Source organism: Streptomyces griseorubiginosus, assembly GCF_036345115.1.
In the GTDB taxonomy this organism is placed as follows: Bacteria; Actinomycetota; Actinomycetes; order Streptomycetales; family Streptomycetaceae; genus Streptomyces; species Streptomyces griseorubiginosus_C.
Genome location: NZ_CP107766.1, coordinates 1,440,449 through 1,463,141, shown reverse-complemented (window position 1 = coordinate 1,463,141; position 22,693 = coordinate 1,440,449). Strand labels below are relative to the sequence as shown.

The 22,693-nt window shown below is 71.5% G+C and carries 16 protein-coding genes, 4 tRNA genes and 2 pseudogenes; 12 read left to right on the top strand and 10 right to left on the bottom strand.

Features of this window, described 5'->3' with window-relative positions:
• Positions 1-36 precede the first annotated feature (36 nt).
• Positions 37-1,068, top strand: coding sequence for a non-homologous end-joining DNA ligase (ligD, locus tag OHN19_RS06805; RefSeq protein WP_330263274.1), 1,032 nt, complete (start codon positions 37-39; stop codon positions 1,066-1,068).
• On the opposite strand, the gene OHN19_RS06800 is transcribed toward ligD, so the two are convergent.
• Positions 1,055-3,250, bottom strand: a complete 2,196-nt coding sequence (locus tag OHN19_RS06800) for an OmpL47-type beta-barrel domain-containing protein (RefSeq protein WP_330263273.1) — start codon at positions 3,248-3,250, stop codon at positions 1,055-1,057. The two genes, ligD and OHN19_RS06800, sit on opposite strands and share 14 nt — an antisense overlap.
• Complete coding sequence (locus OHN19_RS06795; RefSeq protein ID WP_330263272.1) at positions 3,250-5,748, bottom strand: ThuA domain-containing protein; 2,499 nt, start codon at positions 5,746-5,748, stop codon at positions 3,250-3,252. Before OHN19_RS06795 ends, OHN19_RS06800 begins: the two co-directional genes overlap by 1 nt.
• Positions 5,749-5,937: 189 nt before the next feature.
• Between OHN19_RS06795 and OHN19_RS06790 the strand changes: the two genes are divergently transcribed.
• Together OHN19_RS06790 and OHN19_RS06785 are read left to right on the top strand one after the other, a co-directional pair.
• Positions 5,938-6,969: a multicopper oxidase domain-containing protein gene (locus tag OHN19_RS06790; protein ID WP_330263271.1), complete on the top strand. Its 1,032-nt coding sequence runs from the start codon at positions 5,938-5,940 to the stop codon at positions 6,967-6,969.
• A gap of 116 nt (positions 6,970-7,085) precedes the next feature.
• Positions 7,086-8,111, top strand: a complete 1,026-nt coding sequence (locus OHN19_RS06785) for a LacI family DNA-binding transcriptional regulator (protein ID WP_330263270.1) — start codon at positions 7,086-7,088, stop codon at positions 8,109-8,111.
• 28 nt (positions 8,112-8,139) lie between these two features.
• Here OHN19_RS06785 and OHN19_RS06780 read toward each other — a convergent pair whose 3' ends face one another.
• A complete protein-coding gene (locus OHN19_RS06780; RefSeq protein WP_123765315.1) occupies positions 8,140-8,931 on the bottom strand; it encodes a VOC family protein in 792 nt (263 codons plus the stop codon).
• A 266-nt stretch (positions 8,932-9,197) separates the two neighbouring features.
• On the opposite strand from OHN19_RS06780, the gene OHN19_RS06775 reads away from it, so the two are divergent.
• The 6 genes from OHN19_RS06775 to OHN19_RS06750 all read left to right on the top strand — a co-directional run bounded on the left by OHN19_RS06775 (position 9,198) and on the right by OHN19_RS06750 (position 12,272).
• Positions 9,198-9,446: a WhiB family transcriptional regulator gene (locus OHN19_RS06775; RefSeq protein ID WP_330263269.1), complete on the top strand. Its 249-nt coding sequence runs from the start codon at positions 9,198-9,200 to the stop codon at positions 9,444-9,446.
• A 39-nt stretch (positions 9,447-9,485) separates the two neighbouring features.
• Positions 9,486-9,559 (top strand) — tRNA-Gly (locus OHN19_RS06770).
• Positions 9,560-9,568: 9 nt separating this feature from the next.
• Positions 9,569-9,640 (top strand) — tRNA-Glu (locus OHN19_RS06765).
• A gap of 9 nt (positions 9,641-9,649) precedes the next feature.
• Positions 9,650-9,721 (top strand) — tRNA-Ala (locus OHN19_RS06760).
• Positions 9,722-9,750: 29 nt separating this feature from the next.
• Positions 9,751-11,079, top strand: a complete 1,329-nt coding sequence (locus tag OHN19_RS06755) for an SDR family oxidoreductase (RefSeq protein WP_330263268.1) — start codon at positions 9,751-9,753, stop codon at positions 11,077-11,079.
• Complete coding sequence (locus OHN19_RS06750) at positions 11,076-12,272, top strand: ribonuclease inhibitor (RefSeq protein ID WP_330263267.1); 1,197 nt, start codon at positions 11,076-11,078, stop codon at positions 12,270-12,272. The genes OHN19_RS06755 and OHN19_RS06750 overlap by 4 nt, the downstream gene beginning before the upstream one ends.
• A 47-nt stretch (positions 12,273-12,319) precedes the next feature.
• Here the strand turns inward: OHN19_RS06750 and OHN19_RS06745 are convergent, their stop codons facing one another.
• Together OHN19_RS06745 and OHN19_RS06740 are read right to left on the bottom strand one after the other, a co-directional pair.
• Positions 12,320-14,125, bottom strand: coding sequence for an AAA family ATPase (locus tag OHN19_RS06745; protein ID WP_330263266.1), 1,806 nt, complete (start codon positions 14,123-14,125; stop codon positions 12,320-12,322).
• Positions 14,126-15,529 carry a DUF2201 family putative metallopeptidase gene (locus OHN19_RS06740; protein ID WP_330263265.1) on the bottom strand — a complete coding sequence of 468 codons (1,404 nt, stop codon included), beginning with the start codon at positions 15,527-15,529 and terminating at the stop codon, positions 14,126-14,128.
• An 88-nt stretch (positions 15,530-15,617) separates the two neighbouring features.
• On the opposite strand from OHN19_RS06740, the gene OHN19_RS06735 reads away from it, so the two are divergent.
• A tRNA-Trp gene (locus OHN19_RS06735) sits at positions 15,618-15,693 on the top strand.
• Positions 15,694-15,743: 50 nt separating this feature from the next.
• On the opposite strand, the gene OHN19_RS06730 is transcribed toward OHN19_RS06735, so the two are convergent.
• The 4 genes and pseudogenes from OHN19_RS06730 to OHN19_RS06715 form a co-directional block, all read right to left on the bottom strand.
• Entirely contained in the window at positions 15,744-16,580 is an 837-nt protein-coding gene (locus tag OHN19_RS06730) for a hypothetical protein (RefSeq protein WP_330263264.1), read from the bottom strand.
• A 66-nt stretch (positions 16,581-16,646) separates the two neighbouring features.
• A complete protein-coding gene (locus OHN19_RS06725) occupies positions 16,647-17,624 on the bottom strand; it encodes an acyl-ACP desaturase (protein WP_330263263.1) in 978 nt (325 codons plus the stop codon).
• Between the two features lie 202 nt (positions 17,625-17,826).
• Positions 17,827-18,603: a dimethylargininase gene (ddaH, locus tag OHN19_RS06720; protein WP_330263262.1), complete on the bottom strand. Its 777-nt coding sequence runs from the start codon at positions 18,601-18,603 to the stop codon at positions 17,827-17,829.
• A 153-nt stretch (positions 18,604-18,756) separates the two neighbouring features.
• A pseudogene (locus OHN19_RS06715) lies at positions 18,757-19,169 on the bottom strand (DUF6194 family protein).
• 42 nt (positions 19,170-19,211) lie between these two features.
• Here OHN19_RS06715 and OHN19_RS06710 point away from each other — a divergent pair.
• Positions 19,212-19,883: pseudogene (locus OHN19_RS06710) on the top strand (MerR family transcriptional regulator).
• Here the strand turns inward: OHN19_RS06710 and OHN19_RS06705 are convergent.
• Positions 19,852-21,474 carry an ABC-F family ATP-binding cassette domain-containing protein gene (locus OHN19_RS06705; protein ID WP_330263261.1) on the bottom strand — a complete coding sequence of 541 codons (1,623 nt, stop codon included), beginning with the start codon at positions 21,472-21,474 and terminating at the stop codon, positions 19,852-19,854. The pseudogene OHN19_RS06710 and the gene OHN19_RS06705 sit on opposite strands and share 32 nt — an antisense overlap.
• Before the next feature lie 335 nt (positions 21,475-21,809).
• On the opposite strand from OHN19_RS06705, the gene OHN19_RS06700 reads away from it, so the two are divergent.
• Positions 21,810-22,457 carry a GOLPH3/VPS74 family protein gene (locus OHN19_RS06700; protein WP_330263260.1) on the top strand — a complete coding sequence of 216 codons (648 nt, stop codon included), beginning with the start codon at positions 21,810-21,812 and terminating at the stop codon, positions 22,455-22,457.
• Positions 22,458-22,693: the final 236 nt, after the last annotated feature.

Here is a 22,693-nt window from a genome sequence, read left to right as displayed (position 1 = left end):
TATGCGAGCTTCGCTCCGGGGGCCTACCGTGGCCGCATGGGTGACGCGGTGGAACTGGAGGCGGGCGGCCGGACGGTACGGCTGTCCAGCCCGGACAAGATCTTCTTCCCGGAGCGCGGCTTCACCAAGCTGGACCTGGCCCGCTACTACCAGGCCGTCGCCCCCGGCATCCTGCGCGCCCTGCGCAACCGCCCCACCACCCTGGAGCGCTACCCGGACGGGGTGACCGGCGAGAACTTCTTCCAGAAGCGGGCGCCCAAGAACATGCCCGACTGGATCCCGACCGCCCACATCACCTTCCCCAGCGGCCGCAGCGCCGACGAGATGTGCCCCACCGAGGAGGCCGCCGTGCTGTGGGCCGCCCAGTTCGGCACGCTCACCTTCCACCCCTGGCCGGTCCGCCGCGACGACGTCGACAGCCCCGACGAACTGCGCATCGACCTCGACCCGCAACCCGGCACGGACTACGACGACGCCGTGCGCGCCGCTCATGAACTGCGGGCGGTACTGGAGGAGTTCGGCGGTCTGCGCGGCTGGCCCAAGACCTCCGGCGGCCGCGGCCTGCACGTCTTCGTGCCCATCGAACCGCGCTGGACCTTCACCCAGGTGCGCCGGGCCGCGATCGCGGTCGGCCGGGAGATGGAACGCCGGATGCCGGAGCACGTGACCATCAAGTGGTGGAAGGAGGAGCGCGGCGAGCGCATCTTCATCGACTACAACCAGACGGCCCGCGACCGCACGATCGCCTCCGCCTATTCCGTACGGCCCCGCCCGCACGCCCCGGTCTCCGCGCCGCTGCGCTGGGAGGAGGTCGGCGAGGCGCACCCCCAGGACTTCGACATCGCGACCATGCCCGCGCGCTTCGCCGAACTCGGCGACGTGCACGCGGACATGGACGATCACGCGTTCTCCCTGGAGCCCCTGCTGGAACTGGCCCGCAAGGACGAGCACGACCACGGCCTGGGTGATCTGCCGTACCCGCCCGAGTATCCGAAGATGCCGGGGGAGCCCAAGCGGGTACAGCCGAGCCGGGCCGCTTCGAAGAAGGCGCCTCCTACAACTCCTTGATCCTGACGTCCCGGTACGACACCACGTCCGTCGTGCCGTGCACCTGGAGTCCGATGTAGCCGGAGGCGAACCGCCGCCCGTCCGTGCCCGGGTCGTCCGAGCGCGCCGGGTAGAAGTCCTGGCCGCCGATGTTGTCGAACTCGTTGATCAGCACGCCGTTGCGGAAGACCGAGTAGTGCTGGTCGACCACGCGGATCTCGTAGTCGTTCCAGGTGCCCTTCTGGGTGACGCCGGCACCGGCGAGCCCCACCCGGTCGAAGCCGTAGACCGACCCGGTCTTGTACATGTCGCCGGACGGCGAGTCGAACACCTGCACCTCGTGGCCGTACTTGATGGCCGCCCACTCCGGCCGCGGCTCCTCCGGGTGGTCGTGGACCCACGGGAACCGCACGAACACACCGGAGTTGGCGTTCCCGGGGCCCGGAGCATCGTCCCGCCACTGGAGTTTCAGCGAGAAGTCGCCGTACGTGCGCTCCGGGAACCACAGCATGCCGAGGCCCGCCTTCGTGGTGCCGCTGGTGATGGACCCGTCGCCGTTCGGCGCGAACGAACCGCCGCCCACCTGCTGCCACTTGGCGAAGGAGGCCGCGCTGCCGTCGAGGATCGTGCGGTAGCCCTCGGTCTGCCCGGGCCTGCCGATCCCGGACTCACGGGCCGCCGCGTCGATCGCGTCGTACTCCCGCTCGTCGAGCACGCCCTCCCGGAAGAGCTTGTCCAGGACGGTCTTCACATGCTTGAGGAAGAGCGCGTGGGACGTCCACTCCTTCTCGTCCTCGATCAACTCGTTGATGCGGCACCGGCTGTTGGTGATCCGGTTCGGCACTCCGGAGTCGACCGTGCCGACGATCACCGTCAACCGCTCGTCCAGCTCGGCGCAGTTGGGTGCGGGGACCTGACTGGAGACCACCGTGAAGGTCACCGTGCGCGCGGCGGACGTGTTGCCCGCCTTGTCCGTCGCGCGGTACGCGAGCGTGTGGGTGCCCGCCCGGTCGACGACCACGGGAGCGGAGTACGCCAGATAGGGTCCGGCGTCGATCGAGTACTCGACACCGGAGACACCCGAACCGCCCTCGTCGGTGGCGTTCACGGTCACCCTGGCATTGCCCACGTACGCCCCGTCGGAGTTCCGGGTGCCCTCCACGGTCACACCGGTCACCGGCGGAACGGTGTCCTGCGGGGCCGCCGCGACCACCGTGAACCGCACGCTCTTCTCGGCGGCCACGTTGCCCGCCTTGTCGGCCGCCCGGTAGCGCACGGTGTGGGAGCCGACCTGGTGCACCATCACGGGCATGGTGTACGGCTGCCAACTCCCGTCGTTCACCGCGTACTCGATGGTGTTGACCCCGGATCCGGTGTCGGAGGCCGACACGGTCACCGTGGCCATGTCGATGTAGGTGCCGTCCGGGTTCCTCTCGCCGCTCACCGTCGCCGAGGTGTCCGGCGCGACGGTGTCGTCGGAGGGCGGAGCGACCACTGTGAAGGCCGCGCTCTGCTCGGCGGAGACATTGCCCGCCTTGTCGACGGCCCGGTACCGCACCGTGTGGTCGCCGACCTGGTCGACGACGACCGGGGCGGTGTAGGGCTGCCAGGCGCCCGTGTCCCCGATCGCGTACTCGATCCGGTCGACGCCGGAGCCGCCGGCCTCGTCGGCCGCGGTGAGGGCCACGCTCGCCGAACCGACGTACTGGCCCTGCGCGTTCCGCGTGCCGGTCACCTCGGCACGGGCCGTCGGGGCGGTGGTGTCCTCGCCGGTGCCCTCGGTCACCACCAGGATGCCCTGCATCTGCCCGTGGCCCGGGATCGTGCAGTGGTAGAAGTAGCGGCCCGGGGTGAGGGTGACCTCGGCGGTGTGACGGCCGCCCATGTCGTCGTTCGGGTTGGCGAGGATGTTGAGTTGGACGTCGTTGTTGAACTCGGGGTCGCTGGTCACGAAGGTCAACGTGTGCGGCATACCGGTGGTGTTGCCGGTGGCCGTGCTGTTCTCGAAGACGATCGTGGCCGTGCCGGCGACGGCGGTGGTGGGTGCGGAGGTGTACTTGGTGATGTCGTCGCCGGCGGTCCAGGTGAGTGTCTGGGCCGCCGCCGGGGCCGTCGTGCCGGGCCGTGCCTCGGACGTCGACTGGAGGCCGAGCATCATCAGCACGGCGGCCAACAGGACCGTCAGAGTTCTTCGGTGCCGCATCACTGCCCTCCCCTCGCGAGCTGTCCGGCGGCCGGGGTCGGTCCGCCGCCCTGGTAAGTGACCCTCCACAGCGCCGACTTGGCGTCCGAGGTGAAGAAACCGCGCCCGTAGTCGAGGACGTACAACGCGCCGTCCGGACCGAACTTCCAGTCCATCAGGTTCTTGATGCCGTCGTTGCCGACCGGGACGATCTTCTTGAGTGACTCGGAGTGGACCGGGAGTCCGCCCTCGCTGTGGGTCTTCGGATCGGTGATGACCGCGTTGCGCGGCTGGTCGGCGTCGTAGAAGTCGCCGACGAACCACTTGCCGTCCCAGTACGAGGGCCACTTGACGGTGCTGGCCGCGGCCGCGGTGTCGTAGCGGTAGACCGGCCCGTTCATCGCGGCCTGACCACCGCCCTTGAGCCACGGCAGCAGGTACTTGGCCTCCTCCTGCTTGTAGGACGGGATGCCGTTCGCGTCCCGCGGGTAGTCCGGGGCGCCGCCCTGGGGCGAGTACCAGATGGTGTTGCCGGTGACGGGCGGCAGGTTGACCAGGCCGTCGTTGTTGGGCGACTCGTTCTTCGGGTGGTCGCAGTCGTACCAGCCCAGCGGCTGGTCGGGATCGGGCAGGTTGCGGTCCCGGTAGGGCTGCTTGTTGCCCATGCAGTACGGCCAGCCCCGGTTGCTCGCCCTGGTGATGACGGCGAACGTGTCGTACTTGGCGGGACCCCAGGTCGTCGAGGGCGCGCCCGCGTCCGGTCCGACCCACCCCGCGTAGAGGATGTCGGTCTTCTTGTCGACGAAGATCCGGGCCGGGTTCCTGACGCCCATCACATAGATCTCGCCGCGGGTCTTGCCGCCGCCCTCGTCGGTCTCCTGGCCGGTGAAGAGGTTCCCCGCGGGCAGGGTGTACGTCCCGTCGGCCTCCGGATGGATGCGCAGGATCTTGCCGTTGAGGTTGTTGGTGTTGCCGGCGGTGCGGCGCGCGTCCGCGAAGGAGACGCCCTTGTAGTTCGGCTGCGGGTTGTTGCCGGAGTAACCACCGCTGAAGCCGCTGGAGTTGTTGTCGCCGGTCGCGATGTACAGGTTGCCCTTGGAGTCCCAGGACATCCCGCCACCCGCGTGGCAGCAACTGTGCACCTGGACCGGCCACTTGAGCAGGACCTTCTCGCTGCTCAGGTCCAGCTTGTTCGTCGTGAGGTCGAGCGTGAAGCGGGAGACCCGCCGCTCGGCCATGCGGGTGTCGCGGTTGAGCCGGGAGTGCGGGGTGTAGTGCAGATACACCCAGCCGTTCTCCTCGAAGCGCGGGTCGAGCTCGATCCCGAGCAGGCCCTCCTCGACCTTGACCAGTTCGTCGCCGCCGCCCTTGTTGCCGAAGACGGTCAGCGCGCCCGCGAGGGTGACCTTCCTGGTCTTCGGATCGTAGACGTGGATCTCGCCCTTGCCCTTGCCGATGTCGGGGTTGTTCCAGTCGGTGATCACGGGCTGGGAGGAGTCGGCGCCGCCCCGGCCGATGTAGAGCACCCGCCCGTCGGGCGCGGTCACCAGGCCGTGCGGCTCGCCGATCTGGTCGTTCTGACCTGGCTGGTTGGGCTGGGTGAGCCGCTCGGCCTTGTAGTTGCGGTTGATGGTCGCCTTGCAGTCGGCCTGCACCAGCCTGCTGGTCCACAGCAGCGCGCCGCGCAGATGGGCGCGGAAGTCGGTCTCGTCGTACGACGACGCCGTGCCGCCCATGCCGGTGTAGAAGGACCGGCCGCCGTCGTAGTCGCGGCACCAACTCACCGGATGGTCCCAGCCGTTGGCGCCCGTGCCGGGCTGGTAGGTGGACTCGCGGACCCGGGCGACGGTGTGCACGTCGCCGGACGGGTTCTTCGCCCAGTTGAACCACTGGTCGGGGCGTTTCCACTGCACCGGCAGGTCCTTGGTCGCCGGATGCTGCCGGTCGCCGACCTCGACGGTGGCCCGCTGTACGGCCGTTGGGCTGGTGCTGGCCGGCCGGGCGCCGACGAGCCCGGTGAACCAGTCGGAGTACGGTTCCGCGCGGGCCGCGTCATGAATGCCGACGAAGCCGCCGCCCGCCTCCATGTAGGCCTCGAGACCGGCCTCCTGGTCGGGGTCGAGGACATCGCCGCCGCCGGTCAGGAAGACGATCGCGTTGTAACCGCTCAGCGCCGTCCCGTCGGTGAAGACCCGGGCGTCGTCCGTGGCCTCGGTCTCGAACCGCTGGTTCGCCGGGCCCGAGAGCCCGATCCGCTCGATGGCCGCGATCCCCGCGTTGACGACCGGGGACTCCTCCCCGGCGGCCGCGGACCCGTAGAAGACCAGCACCCGCACATCCCCGCCGCCCGGGGGCGACTTGACGGACATCGTTGTCGCGATGGGTTCGGGCGGTGGCGCGGCCCCCGCTGCCGGGCCGGACATCAGCCCGGCGGCAAGGACCCCCGCGGTCACGGTCGCCGGCCAGACCCGTCTTCTCGTCGTTCCTCCGCTTCTCGCGCTCAACCCTCGTAAGTGCATGGGCACCTCCTCGGTCACAGCAACAGCGCCAAGGAAGCTAGACCGCTTTGCGTCACACGCCAATACCTATGACCGGGATCGCACGAACTTTGTCCTGAGTGTGGATAAACGGCTCGGGGGCCGGTACCGTCTCACAGGTTCATCACAGGCACGCCTCAGCACATTCCGTATCAGGGTGGGGAGTTCTGCATGGACGCGCTGAACAGACGCGGGTTCAACCGGCGGGTGCTGCTCGGCGGCGCGGCGGTCGCGACATCGTTGTCACTCGCGCCGGAGGCCCGCAGTGACGCCGGTCCCGCGCAGGCCGCCCCGGGCGGCGAGGTCAAGCGGATCAAGCTGTACGCCGAGAAGCTCGCCGACGGGCAGTTGGGATACGGCCTCGAGAAGGGCAAGGCGACGGTCCCCGGCCCGCTCATCGAGCTCAACGAGGGCGACACGCTGCACATCGAGTTCGAGAACACCCTGGACGTCAGGGCGAGTCTGCACGTCCACGGTCTCGACTACGAGATCTCCAGCGACGGCACGGCGTTGAACCACAGCGACGTCGAGCCCGGCGGCACCCGCACCTACACCTGGCGGACCCATCTGCCCGGACGCCGGAGCGACGGCACCTGGCGGGCCGGCAGCGCGGGCTACTGGCACTACCACGACCACGTGGTCGGTACGGAGCACGGCACCGGGGGCATCCGCAAGGGCCTCTACGGTCCGGTGATCGTCCGCCGCAAGGGCGATGTCCTGCCGGACGCCACCCACACGATCGTCTTCAACGACATGCTCATCAACAACAAGCCGGCGCACTCGGGGCCCGACTTCGAGGCCACGGTGGGTGATCGGGTCGAGTTCGTGATGATCACGCACGGCGAGTACTACCACACCTTCCACATGCACGGTCATCGCTGGGCGGACAACCGCACCGGCATGCTCACCGGCCCCGACGACCCGAGCCAGGTCATCGACAACAAGATCGTGGGACCGGCGGACTCCTTCGGCTTCCAGGTGATCGCGGGGGAGGGGGTCGGACCGGGCGCGTGGATGTACCACTGCCACGTCCAGAGCCACTCGGACATGGGGATGGTCGGCCTGTTCCTGGTGAAGAAGACGGACGGCACGATTCCGGGGTACGAGCCGCACGAGCACGGCGGGGAGCGGGCGGAGGGGCGGAACGCGGCGGGCGGGGCCGAGCGGCAGAGCGCCGAGGGCGGGGCCGGGCACCACCACTGACGGATCATGGTCGGGTGACTCGCTTCTCACGCGGGGGTGATCCGCTGGAGAGCGCTCTCAATGGAATCCTCGCGCGGGGCTATCCTGATCCGCACCCCGCCGACGAGGAGCCCGAAGTGAACGACACCGCGCCGCGTCCCACGTTGGAGGCCGTGGCCGCTCGGGCCGGGGTCTCCCGGGCCACCGTGTCCCGGGTGGTGAACGGTGGGGACGGGGTCAGGGAGCCGCTGGTGGAGCGGGTGCGCAAGGCCGTGGAGGAGCTGGGTTACGTGCCCAACCAGGCCGCCCGCAGCCTCGTCACCCGGCGGCACCACGCCGTCGCCGTCGTCGTCGCCGAACCCGAGAGCCGGGTCTTCGCCGACCCCTTCTTCGCCCTTCAGCTCAGGGGGATCAGCAAGGAGCTCACGGCCCAGGACAACCAGCTCGTCCTGCTGCTCACCGAGGGCCGCGACGACCACACCCGCGTCGCGCGCTACCTGGCCGGAGGACACGTCGACGGCGCGCTCGTCTTCTCCCTGCACCTCGACGACCCGCTGCCCGGACTGATCCAACGGGCCGGTGTCCCCACGGTGTTCGGCGGGCGGCCCGGCTGGAGCGACGGCACGGCGGACGCCGTGTACGTCGACAGCGACAACCGCGGCGGTGCCCGCGACGCCGTACGGCACCTCCTCGGCCTCGGCCGCACCCGCGTCGCGCACATCAGCGGCCCCCTCGACCAGACCTCCGCGGTGGACCGGCTCGACGGCTACCGGGAAGTCGTCGGGGAGGACGGTCCGGAGCTCGTCGTGCCGGGCGACTTCACCCCCGCCGGCGGCGAGCGGGCGATGCGGGAACTCCTCGACCGGTGCCCCGACCTGGACGCGGTCTTCGCGGCCAACGACCTCACCGCCTCCGGCGCCCTGCGCGTGCTGCGCGAACGCGGGCGCCGGGTGCCCGAGGACGTGGCCGTGATCGGCTTCGACGACATGCTGCCGGTCGCCGAACAGACCGACCCGCCCCTGACGACGGTCCGTCAGGACATAGAGGAGATGGGGCGGTTGATGGCCCGCCTGCTGCTGCGAAGCCTCGACCCCGGGCACGCGGACGCCGCACCGGCCGGTGTCGTGCTCCCCACCACGCTGGTGCGGCGCGCCTCGGCGTGACGCCCGTCCCCCGGTACGCCTCTCGCCCCTAGGACTGCTGCGGCTCGCTCTTGATCACCGCGAAGCGGGCGCCGTAGGGGTCGGCCAGCTTGGCGATCCGTCCGACACCCGGCACGTCGGTGGCGGGCAGCCGGACGCCGCCGCCCAGCCGCTGAGCCTTCGCGACCGTCTCGTCGGTGTCGGTGACCTCGAAGTACGGCATCCAGTACGCCCCCGCCTCGGCCTCCAACGGGTCGTCGGCCAGCGGGACGATGCCGCCGAACATGGCGTCCTCGCCCTGACCGTCCGGCAGGACCGTCGTGTACGTGCCGCCGGGGAACTCGACCCCGTAGGTCTCCAGGCCGAGCGCCGCGCGGTAGAAGTAGGCGGCCATCGGCAGATCGGCGGTGTACAGCTCGACCCAGCACAGCGTGCCCGGTTCCTGGGTGACGTCCAGGCCCTTGTTCCGGCCGGGCTGCCAGATGCCGAAGGACACGCCGGCCTTGTCCGCGAGGATCGCCATGCGGCCCTGGTCCATCACGTCCATGGGCTGCATCAGCACCGAGCCGTGCGCCTGCTCGGCCGCCTTCGCGGTGGCGTCCGCGTCCGGGGTCTGGAAGTACACGGTCCAGGAGGGCGGGCCCTGGTCCGGGGCGGTCTGCATACCGGCGGCGGCGGTCCGGCCGCCGAGCTGGAAGAAGCCGTAACCGCCCGCTTCGGGCGGGCCCGGCCTGAACTCCCAGCCGAACAGGCCGCCGTAGAAGGAAGTGGCGCCGTCGATGTCGGGGGTGCCGAGGTCGATCCAGTTCGGAGCGCCGGTGACATAACGGGTCGTGAGCATCATTGCCCTCCTCGAGGGGTCCCGTTGCCTGCACTGCCGAGTCTGGCACCGCCCACTGACAATCGCCGCCGGGACGCCGAGAACATGTCACCGACACCTCCCCGGGGCCGGCACCCGCACGACTGCACGCCGGGCCCACCCGTTCCGCGCGCCGCCGTGCGCGCGGGTGTCCGGGGGAGGACCATCGAGGCGGCCCGGGGGCCATGAACGGCGCCGTTGATCCCGCGTTGATCGAACGTTTTTCGCGGCCCGGCACGCTCTCGGCCATGCACACCGACACCATCACCCCGGCCGACCCCGCCTGGCAGGCGCAGGCGCTGTGCGCACAGACCGGGGCGGACTTCTTCTTTCCCGAGCCGGGCAGCTCGGTACGGGAGGCCAAGCGCATCTGCGGTATGTGCGAGATGCGCTCGGCCTGCCTCGAGTACGCCCTGGCCAACGACGAACGCTTCGGCGTCTGGGGCGGCCTCTCCGAGAAGGAGCGGCTGGCGATCAGGCGCGTGGAAAACCGATGAGCGGACCGGCCGGGAGTGCGGCTAGGATCCCGGAGCGCACCCGGGCGTAGCGCAGCGGCAGGCGCGTCGCCTTGCCCAGGCGGAACACATCGGTTCGAATCCGGTCCCCGGGCTGCGTCCGGGGCCCTGTGGAGCAGAGGCAGACTCGCCGCCCTCTCAAGGCGGATACGCCGGTTCGAATCCGGCCGGGGCCCATCGCACAGGGGTCGGTAGCGCAGTGGCAGGCGCACCTTCATCGCATGAAGGGAACGTCGGTTCGAATCCGACCCGGCCCACGGCAGGGCACGAACGGGGGCGGGGACGCATGGGTGACGTGATCGACGAGGACGAGCTGGCCGCCTTCCACCGCACGGTCGGCAGGCTGCGCGAGCTGCCCGTCGACGACCCCGTGCGGCTGCGCGCCGAGCAGGTCGCCGCGTCCTTCGCCCGCGACGGACGGCTGCGCCGCCGCAAAGCGCGGGGCGCCGAGACGGCCGCCGCGGACGCCGACGCGATGGCGGCCACCGCGACCGGCGCCGCCGACCGGCGCGAGGACGCGCCGCTGGCCGTGTCGGGCGACGCGGGCGTCTTCCGCAAGCCGCGCAGTTGCTATGTCTGCAAGTCGTCCTATCGACAGGTCGATGCGTTCTACCACCGCCTCTGCCCCTCCTGCGCCGCCGACAACACCGCCCGCCGCGCTCTGACCACCGACCTCGCGGGTCGCCGCGCGCTGCTCACCGGCGGTCGCGTGAAGATCGGCTTCCAGCTGGCCCTGATGATGCTCCGCGACGGCGCGGAGCTTTTGGTGACCAGCCGCTTCCCGCACGACACCGTGCGGCGCTTCCGGGCCGAGCCGGGCAGCGAGCAGTGGCTGCACCGGCTGACCGTGATCGCCGTCGACCTGCGCGACCCGCGTCAGGTGCTGGGCCTGTGCGAGGAACTGCGCCGGGAGGGCCATCCCCTGGACATCCTCGTCAACAACGCCGCACAGACCGTACGCCGACCGCCCGAGTCGTACGCCCTCCTCGCCGCCGGAGAGCGGGACGCGCTGCCCGAGGGGGCGCGGCGGGCGCCGGGCTTCGCCTCGACGCGGATGCTGGAGGGCGGTGCCGCGTCCCTGCCGGTCGCGCTGCGCGAGGCCGACGAGGCCGGACTGCTGCCCGATCCGTCCCCGGAGAACTCCTGGTCGGCCCGGCTCGGCGCGCTCGACCCGGCCGAGGTCCTGGAGACCCAGCTCGTGAACGCGCTCGCGCCGGCGCTGCTGTGCGACCGGCTGCTGCCCCTGCTGCTGGCCTCCCCGCACCCACGCCGGTACGTCGTCAACGTGACGGCCGTCGAAGGCCGTTTCACCGTCCGCAACAAGATGGCGGGCCACCCGCACACCAACATGGCCAAGGCCGCCCTCAACATGCTCACCCGCACGAGCGCCGCCGAACTGGCCGACCAGGGTGTGCACATGTGCGCCGTCGACACCGGCTGGATCACCGACGAGAACCCGGCGCCGAAGAAGGAGCGGATGGCCCGGGCCGGGTTCCGTACGCCGCTGGACATCGTGGACGGGGCGGCCCGCGTGTACGACCCGATCGTGCGCGGCGAGGCGGGCGACCCCGTGTCCGGGGTGTTCCTGAAGGACTACCGGGAGGCGGAGTGGTGAGCGCGGACGGCGAGGGAGCGGGGGCCCGCTTCGCGGGCGTGCCGTACGTCGTACCGCGCCCTGCCGCCGAACTCGCCCCGCTCCTCGACTGGTTGCGGGCCGGGCGGCCGGCGGGGGAGCGGCTCGACTTCGCGGCGGGTACGGCGCTGCCCGACGGGCGGCTCGACCTGTGCAAGCAGGCCCTGGGCGCCGAGGGCGCCGCGATGGTCGCCGACGCGCTGTCCCAAGGGCCTTCTCCGGTACGGCACCTGCTGCTGGGCACCGACGCGCTGGGCGACGACGGGGCCGCCGCGGTGGCCGGTGCGGGCACCGGGGTCGAGACCCTCTACCTCGGCTGCAACGGCGTCACCGAGGGCGGCGCCTGCCGGATCGCCGACCAGCTGCGGGCCTCGCCGCAGGTCGTCACGGGGGTGTGGCTCAAGCGCAACCCGCTCGGCGGCGGAGGCGGCCGGGCGGCCGCCGAACTCATCGACGCGGCACGGTCGTTGCGGACCCTGGACCTCGTCCAGACCGGGCTCGACGCAGCCGGTGCCGCTGTCCTGGCCGACGCGCTGTCGGCCGCGGCCGGGAACGGCCGGCGGATCGAGCGGCTGTTCGTCGGCGGGAACCCGCTGGGGGAGGCCGGGGCGCGATCGCTCGTCGAGGTGATCGCGGCGGGCGCGGTCGACGAACTGTACGTGTCCGCGGCCCGGTTGGGCGACGGCGGCGCGCTCTACCTCGCGGCGGCGCTGGAGCGGGCGCCGCACGGACGGCTCACCCGGCTGTCCGTCGCCAGCAACGGCATCGGTCCGACGGCCGCGGCCCGACTGGTCGCGGCGGCGACAGCGGCCGGGGTGCACCTGCTGGACCTCGGCCGGGTGCGGGCGGCGGCCGTGCTCGGCGCTGCGGACAACCGGGTGGACCTGGCGGCCGCCGAGACGATCGCGGACGTCCTCGCGAGCACCCCCGGACACCGGCTCACCCACCTCGTCCTCACCCACACCGGCATGCGCAGCCGCGAGGCCCACCGCCTCCTGGACACGGCCCCTCGTGCCACCACGGCCACCCGCTTCGTCCTGGGCGAGGGCATCGCCGCCAGCGTCAAGCGCCGCCTCGCCGCCCACAGCGCCCACATCCCGCCCCCGTCGGTCCCGGCTGACGTGGCGGCCGTACGCAGCGTGCACCGGACCCGGCCGACGGGCGCCGCCGACTGACCCGTGGGCCCGCCGATCGCGACGGGGACGCGGAACCGGCGCCGCGGTCAGCGGGCCATCGCGATGAACACCTCCGTCCAGAAGCGCTGTTGCTGTGCCGACGCGCCCACCAGATAGGTCGCCCGGAGCTTCGCCGGCAGCAGGGCGACGAGACGGGTCACGGCCTCGCGGTGCTTGCGCAGCTGCGACAACTCCGCGTTGGCGAGGATCTGGTGGACGACGTCGCTGTCGTCGCCGCCCTCCGAGGAGTGGCCGGCGGCGCGGCGCAGCCGGTTCTCCCAGGCGGCGACGTCCCGTGCGAGCTCGCGCAGACCCGTGACCGGACGGCCCCGGAAGCGGTCGATCAGCGCGGTGAGCGGGACCGGCGCGTACTCGCCGTCGCCGAGATACACCGTGCCCATCTCCAGCGGCAGTCCGCGCCGGTGCAGCTTGATCAGCCGCTCCAGCGTGCGCTTGGTGATCCAGGCCCGCCCCTCGTCGTCGATGTCGTGCTTCCACCACTCCAGGACCGTCTCGGCGTCCGAGCCGTACCGGGCCAGCAGCCACTCGTTGGCCGGTATGTCCTCGGGCTCGACCTGGAGCGAGGCCGTGAACCGGGTCGCCTGCGCGATGTTGTTGCGCGCCACCAGCATCTTGCGGCCCAGGTGGTACGGCGGATTCTGCACCGCGATCTGCGCCCGCAGGTTCTCGATCCGGCGCCCCGCCAGCGACCACTCCTGCGTGATCTCCATGAGCTTGGCGAACGCGGCCTTGTCCTTGGGCCGGTTGTACTCGTCCCACACGATCGCCTTGGGCTCGGGCCCGGTGAACTTCGCGGCCAGCAGGTTGTCGAGGGTGCCGTCGGCCGAGGGGATCGGCGCGCACAGGTCCTCGACGTTGGTCACCGGCAGCGAGAAGTACAGCGGCTCCCGGCCCAGCCCCGCGCGGACCGTCTCCCGCACCAGCTCCGTCTTGCCGCAGCCCGGCGGGCCCTGGAGCAGCACCGTCCAGCGGTTCCGCAGCGCGGCCCGCACGACCTGCCGTACGGGGTCGGGGATCGTCGCGGGGTTGGGCACGCCGAGCGACCGCGCGACGCGGTCCAGGATCTCCGCCGTACGGTTCTGCCCCGGTCTGCCGTCCCGGCCCGGCTCGGCGAGCCGCAGCCGCTCCCCGTCGACCAGCGGCAGGCCCCAGCACAGCGGGAAGCCCTCGCGGGCGTTCGCCAGGACGTGGTCGAGGGTGCGCGGGGACAGCAGCTCGCGCAGGGCGGGGGAGAGCGACGCCCACAGCGAGAACACCGGACGCAGGTCCCACGGGCGGTACTTGGCCGCCAGGTGCCGCCGCCACGAGGTGTCGTTCGCCGTGATCCGCAGCGTCACCATGCGGTCCAGGAGCGCGAGGTCGCTGCGCCGGGCCGAGGTCTCGGCCAGCGACTCGTTGTCCGTGAGGAAGACGCCGACGCAGCCGAGCGCCCGCAGATCGTGCTCCCCGAGCGTCCAGTCGCAGGCGATCTGCATCAGCTGCGACTGGATCGTCTCGCCCGCCTGAAGCGAGTCGTCGATGAGCAGCACGAACGGCCGCCCCGGTTTGAGCTGGCTCATCACCAGCTGGCGCAGGACCAGTTCACCGCTCTGCGGGTCGCGCACCGGCGCGTTGACCAGCAGGTCGTCCGGGGTGAGGTTCGCCGCGGGGACGTACACCAGCGTGGCGTCCGGGTACGTCCGGCCGATGTGCGAGAAGAACGTAGCCGTCTTGCCGATGCCGTGTTCGCCGAAGATCTGCCCCGTCTGCCCCATGTCGATCATCGCGTCGATGAAGGACTCCAGCCGGGAGGCCGTCCGGGAGGCCGTCAACTGCTCCGTGTCCGTTGTCATTTACCGCGATCCTGTGGTGACGCGATGGCAGTCCATCGCAGGGGTGTGCGTCTCGGGCCACTCATGGCCGCCCTCCGTGATCAGCCAGATCCACTTGTCCGGCTCGGCGGGCGTGATCGGTGGGGCGTAGCCGTCGGTGAGCATCACGACGGCGTCCGGGGTGACGTCGAAGCGCCTTCCGTCGACCTCCGTGCGGCCCTCCACGTAGTCGGCGACCACCTGGAAGCTCGTGCCGCCTCCGCCGTACACCCGCTCGCCGGGCTTGAACGGCATCACCACGGCGTCGAAGGAGAGCCAGTGCGCCTCGACCCCGTCGATCCGCCCCACGAGCCGGGTGAGCCACTCGACGACGTGGTCCGGCATGGAGCCCGAGGTGTCGTACGCGACGACCAGCACCTTCTCCCGCACCGGGCCGCGCCGCGAGAGCATCGGGTCCTGGCCGAGAGCGGCGAGCAGCGCGCCCCGCTTCTTCGGGTACACCAGCCGCTCGCCGTCGCGGAGTCTGGAGCCGAGCACGTCGACGAGCCAGCGCTGCCACCAGTCGACCGTACGCGTGCGCGTGGTCTCGCCGCGCAGGGCGCCCGCGCCCAGGCTGCCCCAGATTTGCGCGGCACGCGTGTTGCCGTCCTCGGTGCGGCCCATCAGGTCGAGCAGCTCCCGCTCGGCGCCCGTGTGCCCCCGCCGGGCCGCCAGCAGGGAGTTGAGCAGCGCCGAGGAGGCGACCGCGTCGACGGTCTCCTGGTCGGCCGGGACGCCGCCTTCCCGCAGGTGCACGCACAGCCGCCGCTCGGGGACGGGCGGGCAGTGCATGCGCTTCAGCTCGCCGTACACCCGCATGTCCGTCTCGGTGAACGTCTCGTACGGCACCGGCTCCAGGCCGTGTCCCGTCAGGTCGAGGACGTAGGCGTCGTACACCTCGCGAGGGTCGACGCCCGTCGGGCGGCCGTCGCACAAGGGCAGCTCCCGCCGGTCCAGCCGGACCAGCGCCACATGGTTGACGGACACCTCGCAGGCCAGCTCGAACACCGGGTCCGCGCGCAGCTCGGGGTCGGTGAACAGGTGCCGCTGCACGAGGTGCCGGGCCTCGTGGAACAGCACGAACTTGACGCCGTCCAGGCCGAGGGCCACGAAGAAGTCCGGGTTGTACAGCAGCAGGCAGGAGCCGTCGCCGGAAGCCACCACGGCCGCCGTGTCGACCGCGGTCGTCGGGATCTGGTGCCGGCACTTGGCGTACAGCCAGGACGCCACCGCCGACTCGGTCAGCCCGAAGTCCAGCAGCGCGGCCTCCTTCAGCCGCCGCGCCTCCTCGACCACCGCCGCGTCCGCCGGGCGGTACCGCTCCAGCGCCCTGCGGTCGGCCAGGTCGACCACCGGAACACGCCGCCCCCGCTCTCCGTACGCCATGCCGAGCCCCCCGTACCGAAATCCCCCGTGCCTCATTGGTAGCAGCGCCCACTGACAACCGGCCAGCGCATTACGCTCGGGACCAAGGGCGGGGCCGTAGCGCAGAGGCAGTCGCACCGGTCTCCAAAACTGGGACACGCTGGTTCGAATCCAGCCGCCCCGCCCCCTGCCTGCCGGCAGGGTCAGACGATCGCGCCCGCCTTCTTCCGGAAAGTCAGGCGATCGCGCCCGCCGTCATGATCAGTTCCGGCGCCGTGCCGTGGTATGTCTCGAGGAGTTGTGCGAGGACCGCCCAGGCCTCCTCGCGGTCGCCCAGGTGGTCGCGCACGAGGGGGCGCAGGGCGTCCTCGGCCTCGCGCACGCGCGTGGGGAACAGCGCCGGGCCCAGGGACAGCACCTTAAGCACCTGCGCGGCCGGTCCGTGCGCGGTCGCGTACACCCCGGGACCGGCCAGGACTCCCGCCTGCCGGACGCGGTGGTCGAACTTGGGGTGGCTGCCGAACTGCGCGCGCAGCGCGGGCGGGCAGTCCGGACGGACCGCGAGGGCCCAGCGCGCGTAACCGGGCAGGGGCCGCTCGCGGTCGGCCGCGGTGACCGTCCGCCAGTCGCCGTGCCCCAGCACCATGGACGCGGCGACCCTGGCCGGCCCCATGGCGGTGGCCGCCCGCAACGCGCCGACGAGCCCCCGCGCCACGACGGCCTGCGGCACCTCGGGCTCGTCCGCGTGCTTGCGCAGACCGATGTCCACGGGAAGGGGCCCCTTGCGGCCCGGACCGAACGGCACGCCCCGCAGCACCGCCCGCCGCAACGTCGGGTCGGCCGAAGGGTGCGCGTACACGGCCGCGTTGAGCTCGGGGTCGTCCTCCTCCAGGATCCACACCAGCACGGAGGAGGGGACCGCGGTCAGCTTCAGAACGGCTTGGGCGACCCGGCGCCGGTTGCCGCCCGGTCGCGGCGCGCCGATCCGCCGCCGTATCCGGGCGGCGGGGTCGGCGTCGATCAGGTCCAGCAGGAAGCCGACGGCCCGCTGATCCGTGCTGCTGTCACGCATGGCCGCATGATGCCGCAGGCGGCGGACGGCCCGCACCGGATATTCGGCCCACCGTCCCGGAGGGCGTCAGGCCCCCGCGCGAGCCGCCATCCGCGCCTTGCGGGCCGCGAGCTTCTCGTCGAACTTCAGGGCCTCGGCGTCCAGGCCGCCCATGAACAGACCGAGTTCGTCCTGGGCCTGCTGCCCCTCGGGGCCGAGCCCGTCGATCTCCATGACCTTCAGGAAGCGCAGGACGGGCTGGAGCACGTCGTCGTGGTGGATGCGCATGTTGTAGATCTCGCCGATCGCCATCTGCGCGGCGGCCCGCTCGAAGCCGGGCATGCCGTGACCGGGCATCCGGAAGTTCACGATGACGTCCCGCACCGCCATCATCGTCAGGTCGGGCGCCAGCTCGAAGGCCGCCTTCAGCAGGTTCCGGTAGAACACCATGTGCAGGTTCTCGTCAGTCGCGATGCGCGCCAGCATGCGGTCGCAGACCGGGTCGCCGGACTGGTGGCCGGTGTTGCGGTGCGAGACCCGGGTCGCGAGCTCCTGGAAGGCCACGTAGGCCACCGAGTGCAGCATCGAGTGACGGTTGTCCGACTCGAAGCCCTCGCTCATGTGGGCCATCCGGAACTGCTCCAGCTTGTCCGGGTCCACCGCGCGCGAGGTGAGCAGGTAGTCACGCATCACGATGCCGTGCCGGCCCTCCTCGGCGGTCCAGCGGTGCACCCAGGTGCCCCAGGCGCCGTCACGGCCGAAGAGCGAGGCGATCTCGTGGTGGTAGCTGGGGAGGTTGTCCTCGGTGAGCAGGTTCACCACCAGGGCGATCCGGCCGATCTCGGTGACCTTGGACTGCTCCTTGCCCCAGGCCTCGCCGTCCTCGAAGAAACCGGGGAAGTTGCGGCCGTCGCTCCACGGGACGTACTCGTGCGGCATCCAGTCCTTGGTCACCTTCAGATGCCGGTTGAGTTCCTTCTCGACCACTTCCTCCAGCGCGTACAGCAGTCGCGCGTCGGTCCACTCGGAGGACGGGCTGCCGAGGTGAGGGGAAGTGATCGTCACAGGTACTCCAGGGGGACACGGCGATACGGGGGGAGCCGGCGAGCGGTGCCGGGAACCTACGGAATCGTAGGCTACGAAACCGTAGGTTACGAGGCCGTAGGTTAAGAACGCCGTAAAGATCCCTGATCAGCGGTGTTTCCCGGGCATGACAAGCTGCTCGGAAGCGCAGGTCCGGGGCTGTTGGAGTGGTGCGTTCACCCGGTCAGGCGTAGAGGTCCCGCAGCCGGACCGAGAGGCATGTCACACATCCTTCGAGCTTCTCGAACTCGCTGATGTCCACCACCACGGGCTCGAAGCCGAGATCGCCGAGCAGTTCCGCCGTCTTGGGCGCGCTCGCGGCCATCAGCACCTTGGGGCCGCCGAGCAGGACGACATGGGAGCCGGACTCCTCGGGCACCGACAGGAAGCGCGGGAAGAGCGAGGGCCGGTCCACCTTGGGGATGTGCCCGATGACGGTGCCGTCGGGCAGCGCCGTGACCGCCGACTTCAGGTGCAGCACCTTGCTCACCGGTACGACGACCACCTGGGCCCCCAGCGGCTCGAACGCGGCCCGCAGCTGCTGGACGCCGGCCGCGTTGGTGCGCCCGCCCCGGCCCACGTAGATCGTGTCACCGACCTTGAGGACGTCACCGCCGTCCAGGGTGCCGGGCTCCCAGATCCAGTTCACCGAGCAGCCGAGCCGGGCCACGGCCTCCTCGACGCCGACGGTCTCCGCACGCCGGGACTCGGCGCCGGAGCGGGCGATCAGGGCGACGTTCTTGTACATGACCACGGTGTCCTCGACGAACACCGAGTCGGGGCAGTCCTCCTCGGGGTCCACCTCGACGGTCTCCCAGCCGTGCGCGCGCAGGGCCTCGACGTACGCCTCCCACTGTTCGAGCGCGAGGTCGACGTCGACCTTCTCCCGCTCGATGTGCGTCACCAGGCCTTCGGCGAGACGCGGACCGGGGCGGCGGACGAGGGCCTTCTTGCTGGGCACGAGGGAACTCCGTATCGGCGGGACAGGGGCGGTGCCCGTGACGGGCGCCGGTCAGCCATCATGCAGGCCCGGTCCGTGTCGACAAAACCCCCCGCGTCAGGCTGTGGCCCTCCTGAGACGCGCCACCGCTGACGAGCGCCGTCGCGCCACGGTTCACGAGCGCCGTCGGGCCGCACGCGCGCGTGCCGCCTCATGGGCCTCCCGCAGCAGTCGTACGACCGTCCCCGTCGTCCGTTCGCCCGGGTTCACGACGCAGATCCAGCCGAGGGCGCCGTAGACCGGATGCGGCAGCAGCACGTCGGCGGCCGCGGGGTCATGCTCCGGTCCGAGGAGGGCCGGGACCACCGTACGGCCGACCTGGACGTTGACCCGCCGGCGGCCCGGCGGGTCGAGGTCCGAGGCGGTGTCGCTCGGGTAGTCCTTGGTGACGATCGTCCCGTACGGCTGGGTGTTCCGGGGCATCTCCCCGTCGGGGCGTAGTAGAAGAACGCGTCGCCCCACGCGATCTCGGGGGAGTCCCCACCCGGCTCCGGGACGACCACGAGGGCCCCGTCGAAGCCGCGCAAGTATCCGGACTCCCTGGCGACATCGACGGTCCACACCGGCCGGTGCAGCAGGTGCGCGATCTGGAGCGGCGGGGAGTCCGTCCGCCCGCCCCGCGGTCGGGGAACGGCTACCGCCCCTGCACAGCGACCCATGTGCACGCCCTGCGGGCCTACCGCGGGGCTCGCGGATGCCGTGAGGGCCCGTCGAGGCCCGCCGCCTGCTGGCCGAGCTGCGGACGGGGACGCTCACGGAGGCGGCCGCGGCGGTGAACGGGGTCCACGCCCCGCTCGCGCGGGAACGCGACGGGACACTGCGCGCGCAGCGGGCCCTCCGCACCATCCAGGACGAAGCGGCCGTCCGGGGCGACGACCACATGACGATCACGCGGCTCGCGGAGGCCCTCGGTGTACGGTCCTCGACGCTGCGGTTCTGGGAGGACGAGGGCCTGGTGCGTCCGGAGCGGGTGACCACCCTGCGGGCGCGCCGCTACGGCCCCGCGGCGATCGGCGCGGGCCCGCGTCGTCGTCGCCCTGCGCGCCGGCGGCTACGGCATCCCGGCCGTGCGCGAGATCATGGGCGCGCTGGGCGACCTCGACGGCCTGGAGGACGCCCGGCGCCTCCTCCAGGCCCGGCTGGACCGGATCGCCGCCCGGAGCGTGGCGCTGCTCCGGGCGGGCACGGACCTCGCGGCCGTCGTGGACGCTACGCCGAGAACTCCAGCTCGTCCGGGGTGATCTCCCGCAGCTCGCCGTCCAGCATCAACCAGCGCGTGATGCCGAGCGACTCCAGGAACGGCAGGTCGTGACTGGCCACGACCAGCGCGCCCTCGTACGACTCCAGGGCCGTGGTCAGCTGCCGCACGCTCGCCATGTCGAGGTTGTTCGTCGGCTCGTCGAGCATGAGCAGCTGGGGTGCCGGTTCGGCCAGCATCAGCGCGGCCAGCGCCGCCCGGAATCGTTCGCCGCCGGACAGCGTCGCCGCCAGCTGGTCGGCCCGGGCGCCCCGGAACAGGAAGCGGGCGAGACGGGCCCGCACCCGGTTGTTCGTGGCGCCCGGCGCGAACCGGGCCACGTTCTCGGCGACCGACAGCTCGCCGTCGAGGACGTCCAGGCGCTGGGGCAGGAAACGGAGCGGGACGTGGGCCGTGGCCTCGCCCGACACCGCCTCCAGCTCCCCGGCGATGGTGCGCAGCAGCGTCGTCTTGCCCGCGCCGTTGCGCCCGATCAGCGCCACCCGCTCGGGCCCCCGGAGGTCGAAGCCGCCCATGACCCGTGCGCCGTAGGCGAGTTCGAGGTCCATGAGGGTCAGGACCGTACGGCCCGGCGGTACGGCCGTGTACGGCAGGTCGACGCGGATCTCGTCGTCGTCCCGTACGGCCTCCACCGCCTCGTCCAGCCGGTCCTTCGCCTCCGAGAGCCGTTCCTCGTGCATGATGCGGTGCTTGCCCGCGGACTCCTGGGCCGCCCGTTTGCGTGCCCCCATGACGATCTTCGGCTCGCGCTTCTGCTCGAACATCTTCTGGCCGTACCGCTTGCGACGGGCCAACTTGACCTGTGCGTCGGCCAGTTCGCGTTTCTGCTTGCGGAAGTCGGACTCGGCGACGCGCACCATCCGTTCCGCCGCCTCCTGTTCGACGGCGAGGGCCTCCTCGTAGGCGGAGTAGTTGCCGCCGTACCAGGTGACCTCCCCGGCGCGCAGATCGGCGATCTGGTCGACCAGGTCGAGGAGTTCGCGGTCGTGGCTGACCACGACCATGACCCCCGGCCAGGACGCCACGGCCGCGTACAGCCGCCTGCGGGCGTACAGGTCGAGGTTGTTGGTCGGTTCGTCGAGGAGCAGGACGTCCGGGCGGCGCAGCAGCAGCGCGGCGAGGCGCAGCAGTACCGACTCGCCGCCCGAGACCTCGCCGATCGTGCGGTCCAACCCGATGTGACCGAGGCCGAGTTCGCCGAGCGTGGCCAGGGCGCGCTCCTCGACGTCCCAGTCGTCGCCGACCGTCTCGAAGTGCTCCTCGGCCACGTCGCCGGCCTCGATGGCGTGCAGGGCGGCGCGCCGGGCGGCGATGCCGAGCGCCTGGTCGACCTTCAGACCGGTGTCCAGGGTGACGTTCTGCGGGAGGTAGCCGACCTCGCCCGCGACGCGGACGGTGCCGTCGGCCGGGGTGAGTTCACCGGCGATCAGCTTCAACAGGGTGGATTTACCTGATCCGTTGACGCCGACGAGACCGGTACGGCCGGGGCCGAAGGCGATGTCCATGCCCTCGAAGACGGCGGTGCCGTCGGGCCAGGCGAAGGCGAGCGAGGTGCAGGTGATGGAAGCAGACATAAGAGTCTCCGCGGTTGCTCGAAGCGAGAAGGGGCAATCGCGTATCGAGACACCTGCGACCTACGGGAGACGAGGGAAACCGGGGGGCGCGGGAAGGGCCCTGCTCGTCGGGAACGGCTCGTGTGCCGAGGTCGCACGCAGCGCACACACCTCAGGTGTGTGACACGGTGTCTCAGGACCTCAGACGAGCAACGTCCTTCTCCGATCGACGGCAACAGAAGCGTTCTACAACGTACGAGGCGGCCGCGAGGCTGTCAACGAATTAACGGCCGACGAGTCAACGGCCGGAGAATCACCCGCCGAGAATCAACGGCCCGAAGTTCGAAGGAGGCCCCGTGACCGACGGCTCGCTCTCCCTGCCGGCCCGTCTCTACCTGCTGGCCTGGGACACCTCGAAGTCCGAGGTCACCGGTGCCGCGCAGGTCCCCCAGCTGGTCCGGGCCGGTGCCCTCGCCGAACTCGCCCAGCGCGGTCTGCTCCTCGACGAGGACGGCATCGCGACGCCGGTCGACATGGACGCGTCCACCGGGGACCCGGTCCTGGACGGGCTCCTCGAACTGGTCCGCGAATCCCGCCCGCACCGGTGGCGGGCCTGGGTGACGCTGCACGCCCGGGTCACCCTGGACGCCGTACGGGAGCAGCTCACCGCGGGCGGATATCTGCGGGCCCGGAAGAAGCGGGCCCTCGGGCTCTTCCCCACGGTCGACCACGAACTGGCGCGACCGGCCGTGGCGGAGGCGCTCCAGGAGGAGGCGCGCCGGATCCTGCGCGGGCCGACCGCCGACCTGCCCGACCGGGACGCCGCCCTCGGCGCCCTCGCCGCGGCCGCCGAACTGCGCACCCTGCTGCCCCGCAAGGACCGCCACGACACCCACACCGAGCAACTGATCGAACACAGCGGCCCGGCGTCACCGGTCCTGCGCAAGATCGTCCACGAGGTACGCGGGGCGGCTACAGCGGCGAGGGTCGCCACACGCGCCTGATCTGGAGGAGACCCTCCTGGGCGCTGGGCGCTGAGCGCTGGGCGCCGGACGGCGATGGCTGGGCCTGGAGCGGGTGCCGGGTGCCGCGTGCCGTGCGGCGGATTACCGCCCTGCAAGGGGCCGGGAAACGCGACCGGCGCCGAGGCACGCCCCTGTCCGTCACCGCCGGATCGACGCGCGGCGCCGGGAAACGACCGCACTCCGGTGCGGGCCGCCGCAGAGCTCGCTGCGGGCGC

Excerpts from the sequence above, each read along its gene's own strand:
- ligD (WP_330263274.1), top strand. The coding sequence starts at position 37 with ATGGGTGACGCGGTGGAACTGGAGGCGGGCGGCCGGACGGTACGGCTG.
- OHN19_RS06800 (WP_330263273.1), bottom strand. The coding sequence starts at position 3,250 with ATGCGGCACCGAAGAACTCTGACGGTCCTGTTGGCCGCCGTGCTGATG.
- OHN19_RS06795 (WP_330263272.1), bottom strand. The coding sequence starts at position 5,748 with ATGCACTTACGAGGGTTGAGCGCGAGAAGCGGAGGAACGACGAGAAGA.
- OHN19_RS06790 (WP_330263271.1), top strand. The coding sequence starts at position 5,938 with ATGGACGCGCTGAACAGACGCGGGTTCAACCGGCGGGTGCTGCTCGGC.
- OHN19_RS06780 (WP_123765315.1), bottom strand. The coding sequence starts at position 8,931 with ATGCTCACGACCCGTTATGTCACCGGCGCTCCGAACTGGATCGACCTC.
- OHN19_RS06775 (WP_330263269.1), top strand. The coding sequence starts at position 9,198 with ATGCACACCGACACCATCACCCCGGCCGACCCCGCCTGGCAGGCGCAG.
- OHN19_RS06755 (WP_330263268.1), top strand. The coding sequence starts at position 9,751 with ATGGGTGACGTGATCGACGAGGACGAGCTGGCCGCCTTCCACCGCACG.
- OHN19_RS06745 (WP_330263266.1), bottom strand. The coding sequence starts at position 14,125 with ATGACAACGGACACGGAGCAGTTGACGGCCTCCCGGACGGCCTCCCGG.
- OHN19_RS06740 (WP_330263265.1), bottom strand. The coding sequence starts at position 15,529 with ATGGCGTACGGAGAGCGGGGGCGGCGTGTTCCGGTGGTCGACCTGGCC.
- OHN19_RS06730 (WP_330263264.1), bottom strand. The coding sequence starts at position 16,580 with ATGCGTGACAGCAGCACGGATCAGCGGGCCGTCGGCTTCCTGCTGGAC.
- OHN19_RS06705 (WP_330263261.1), bottom strand. The coding sequence starts at position 21,474 with ATGTCTGCTTCCATCACCTGCACCTCGCTCGCCTTCGCCTGGCCCGAC.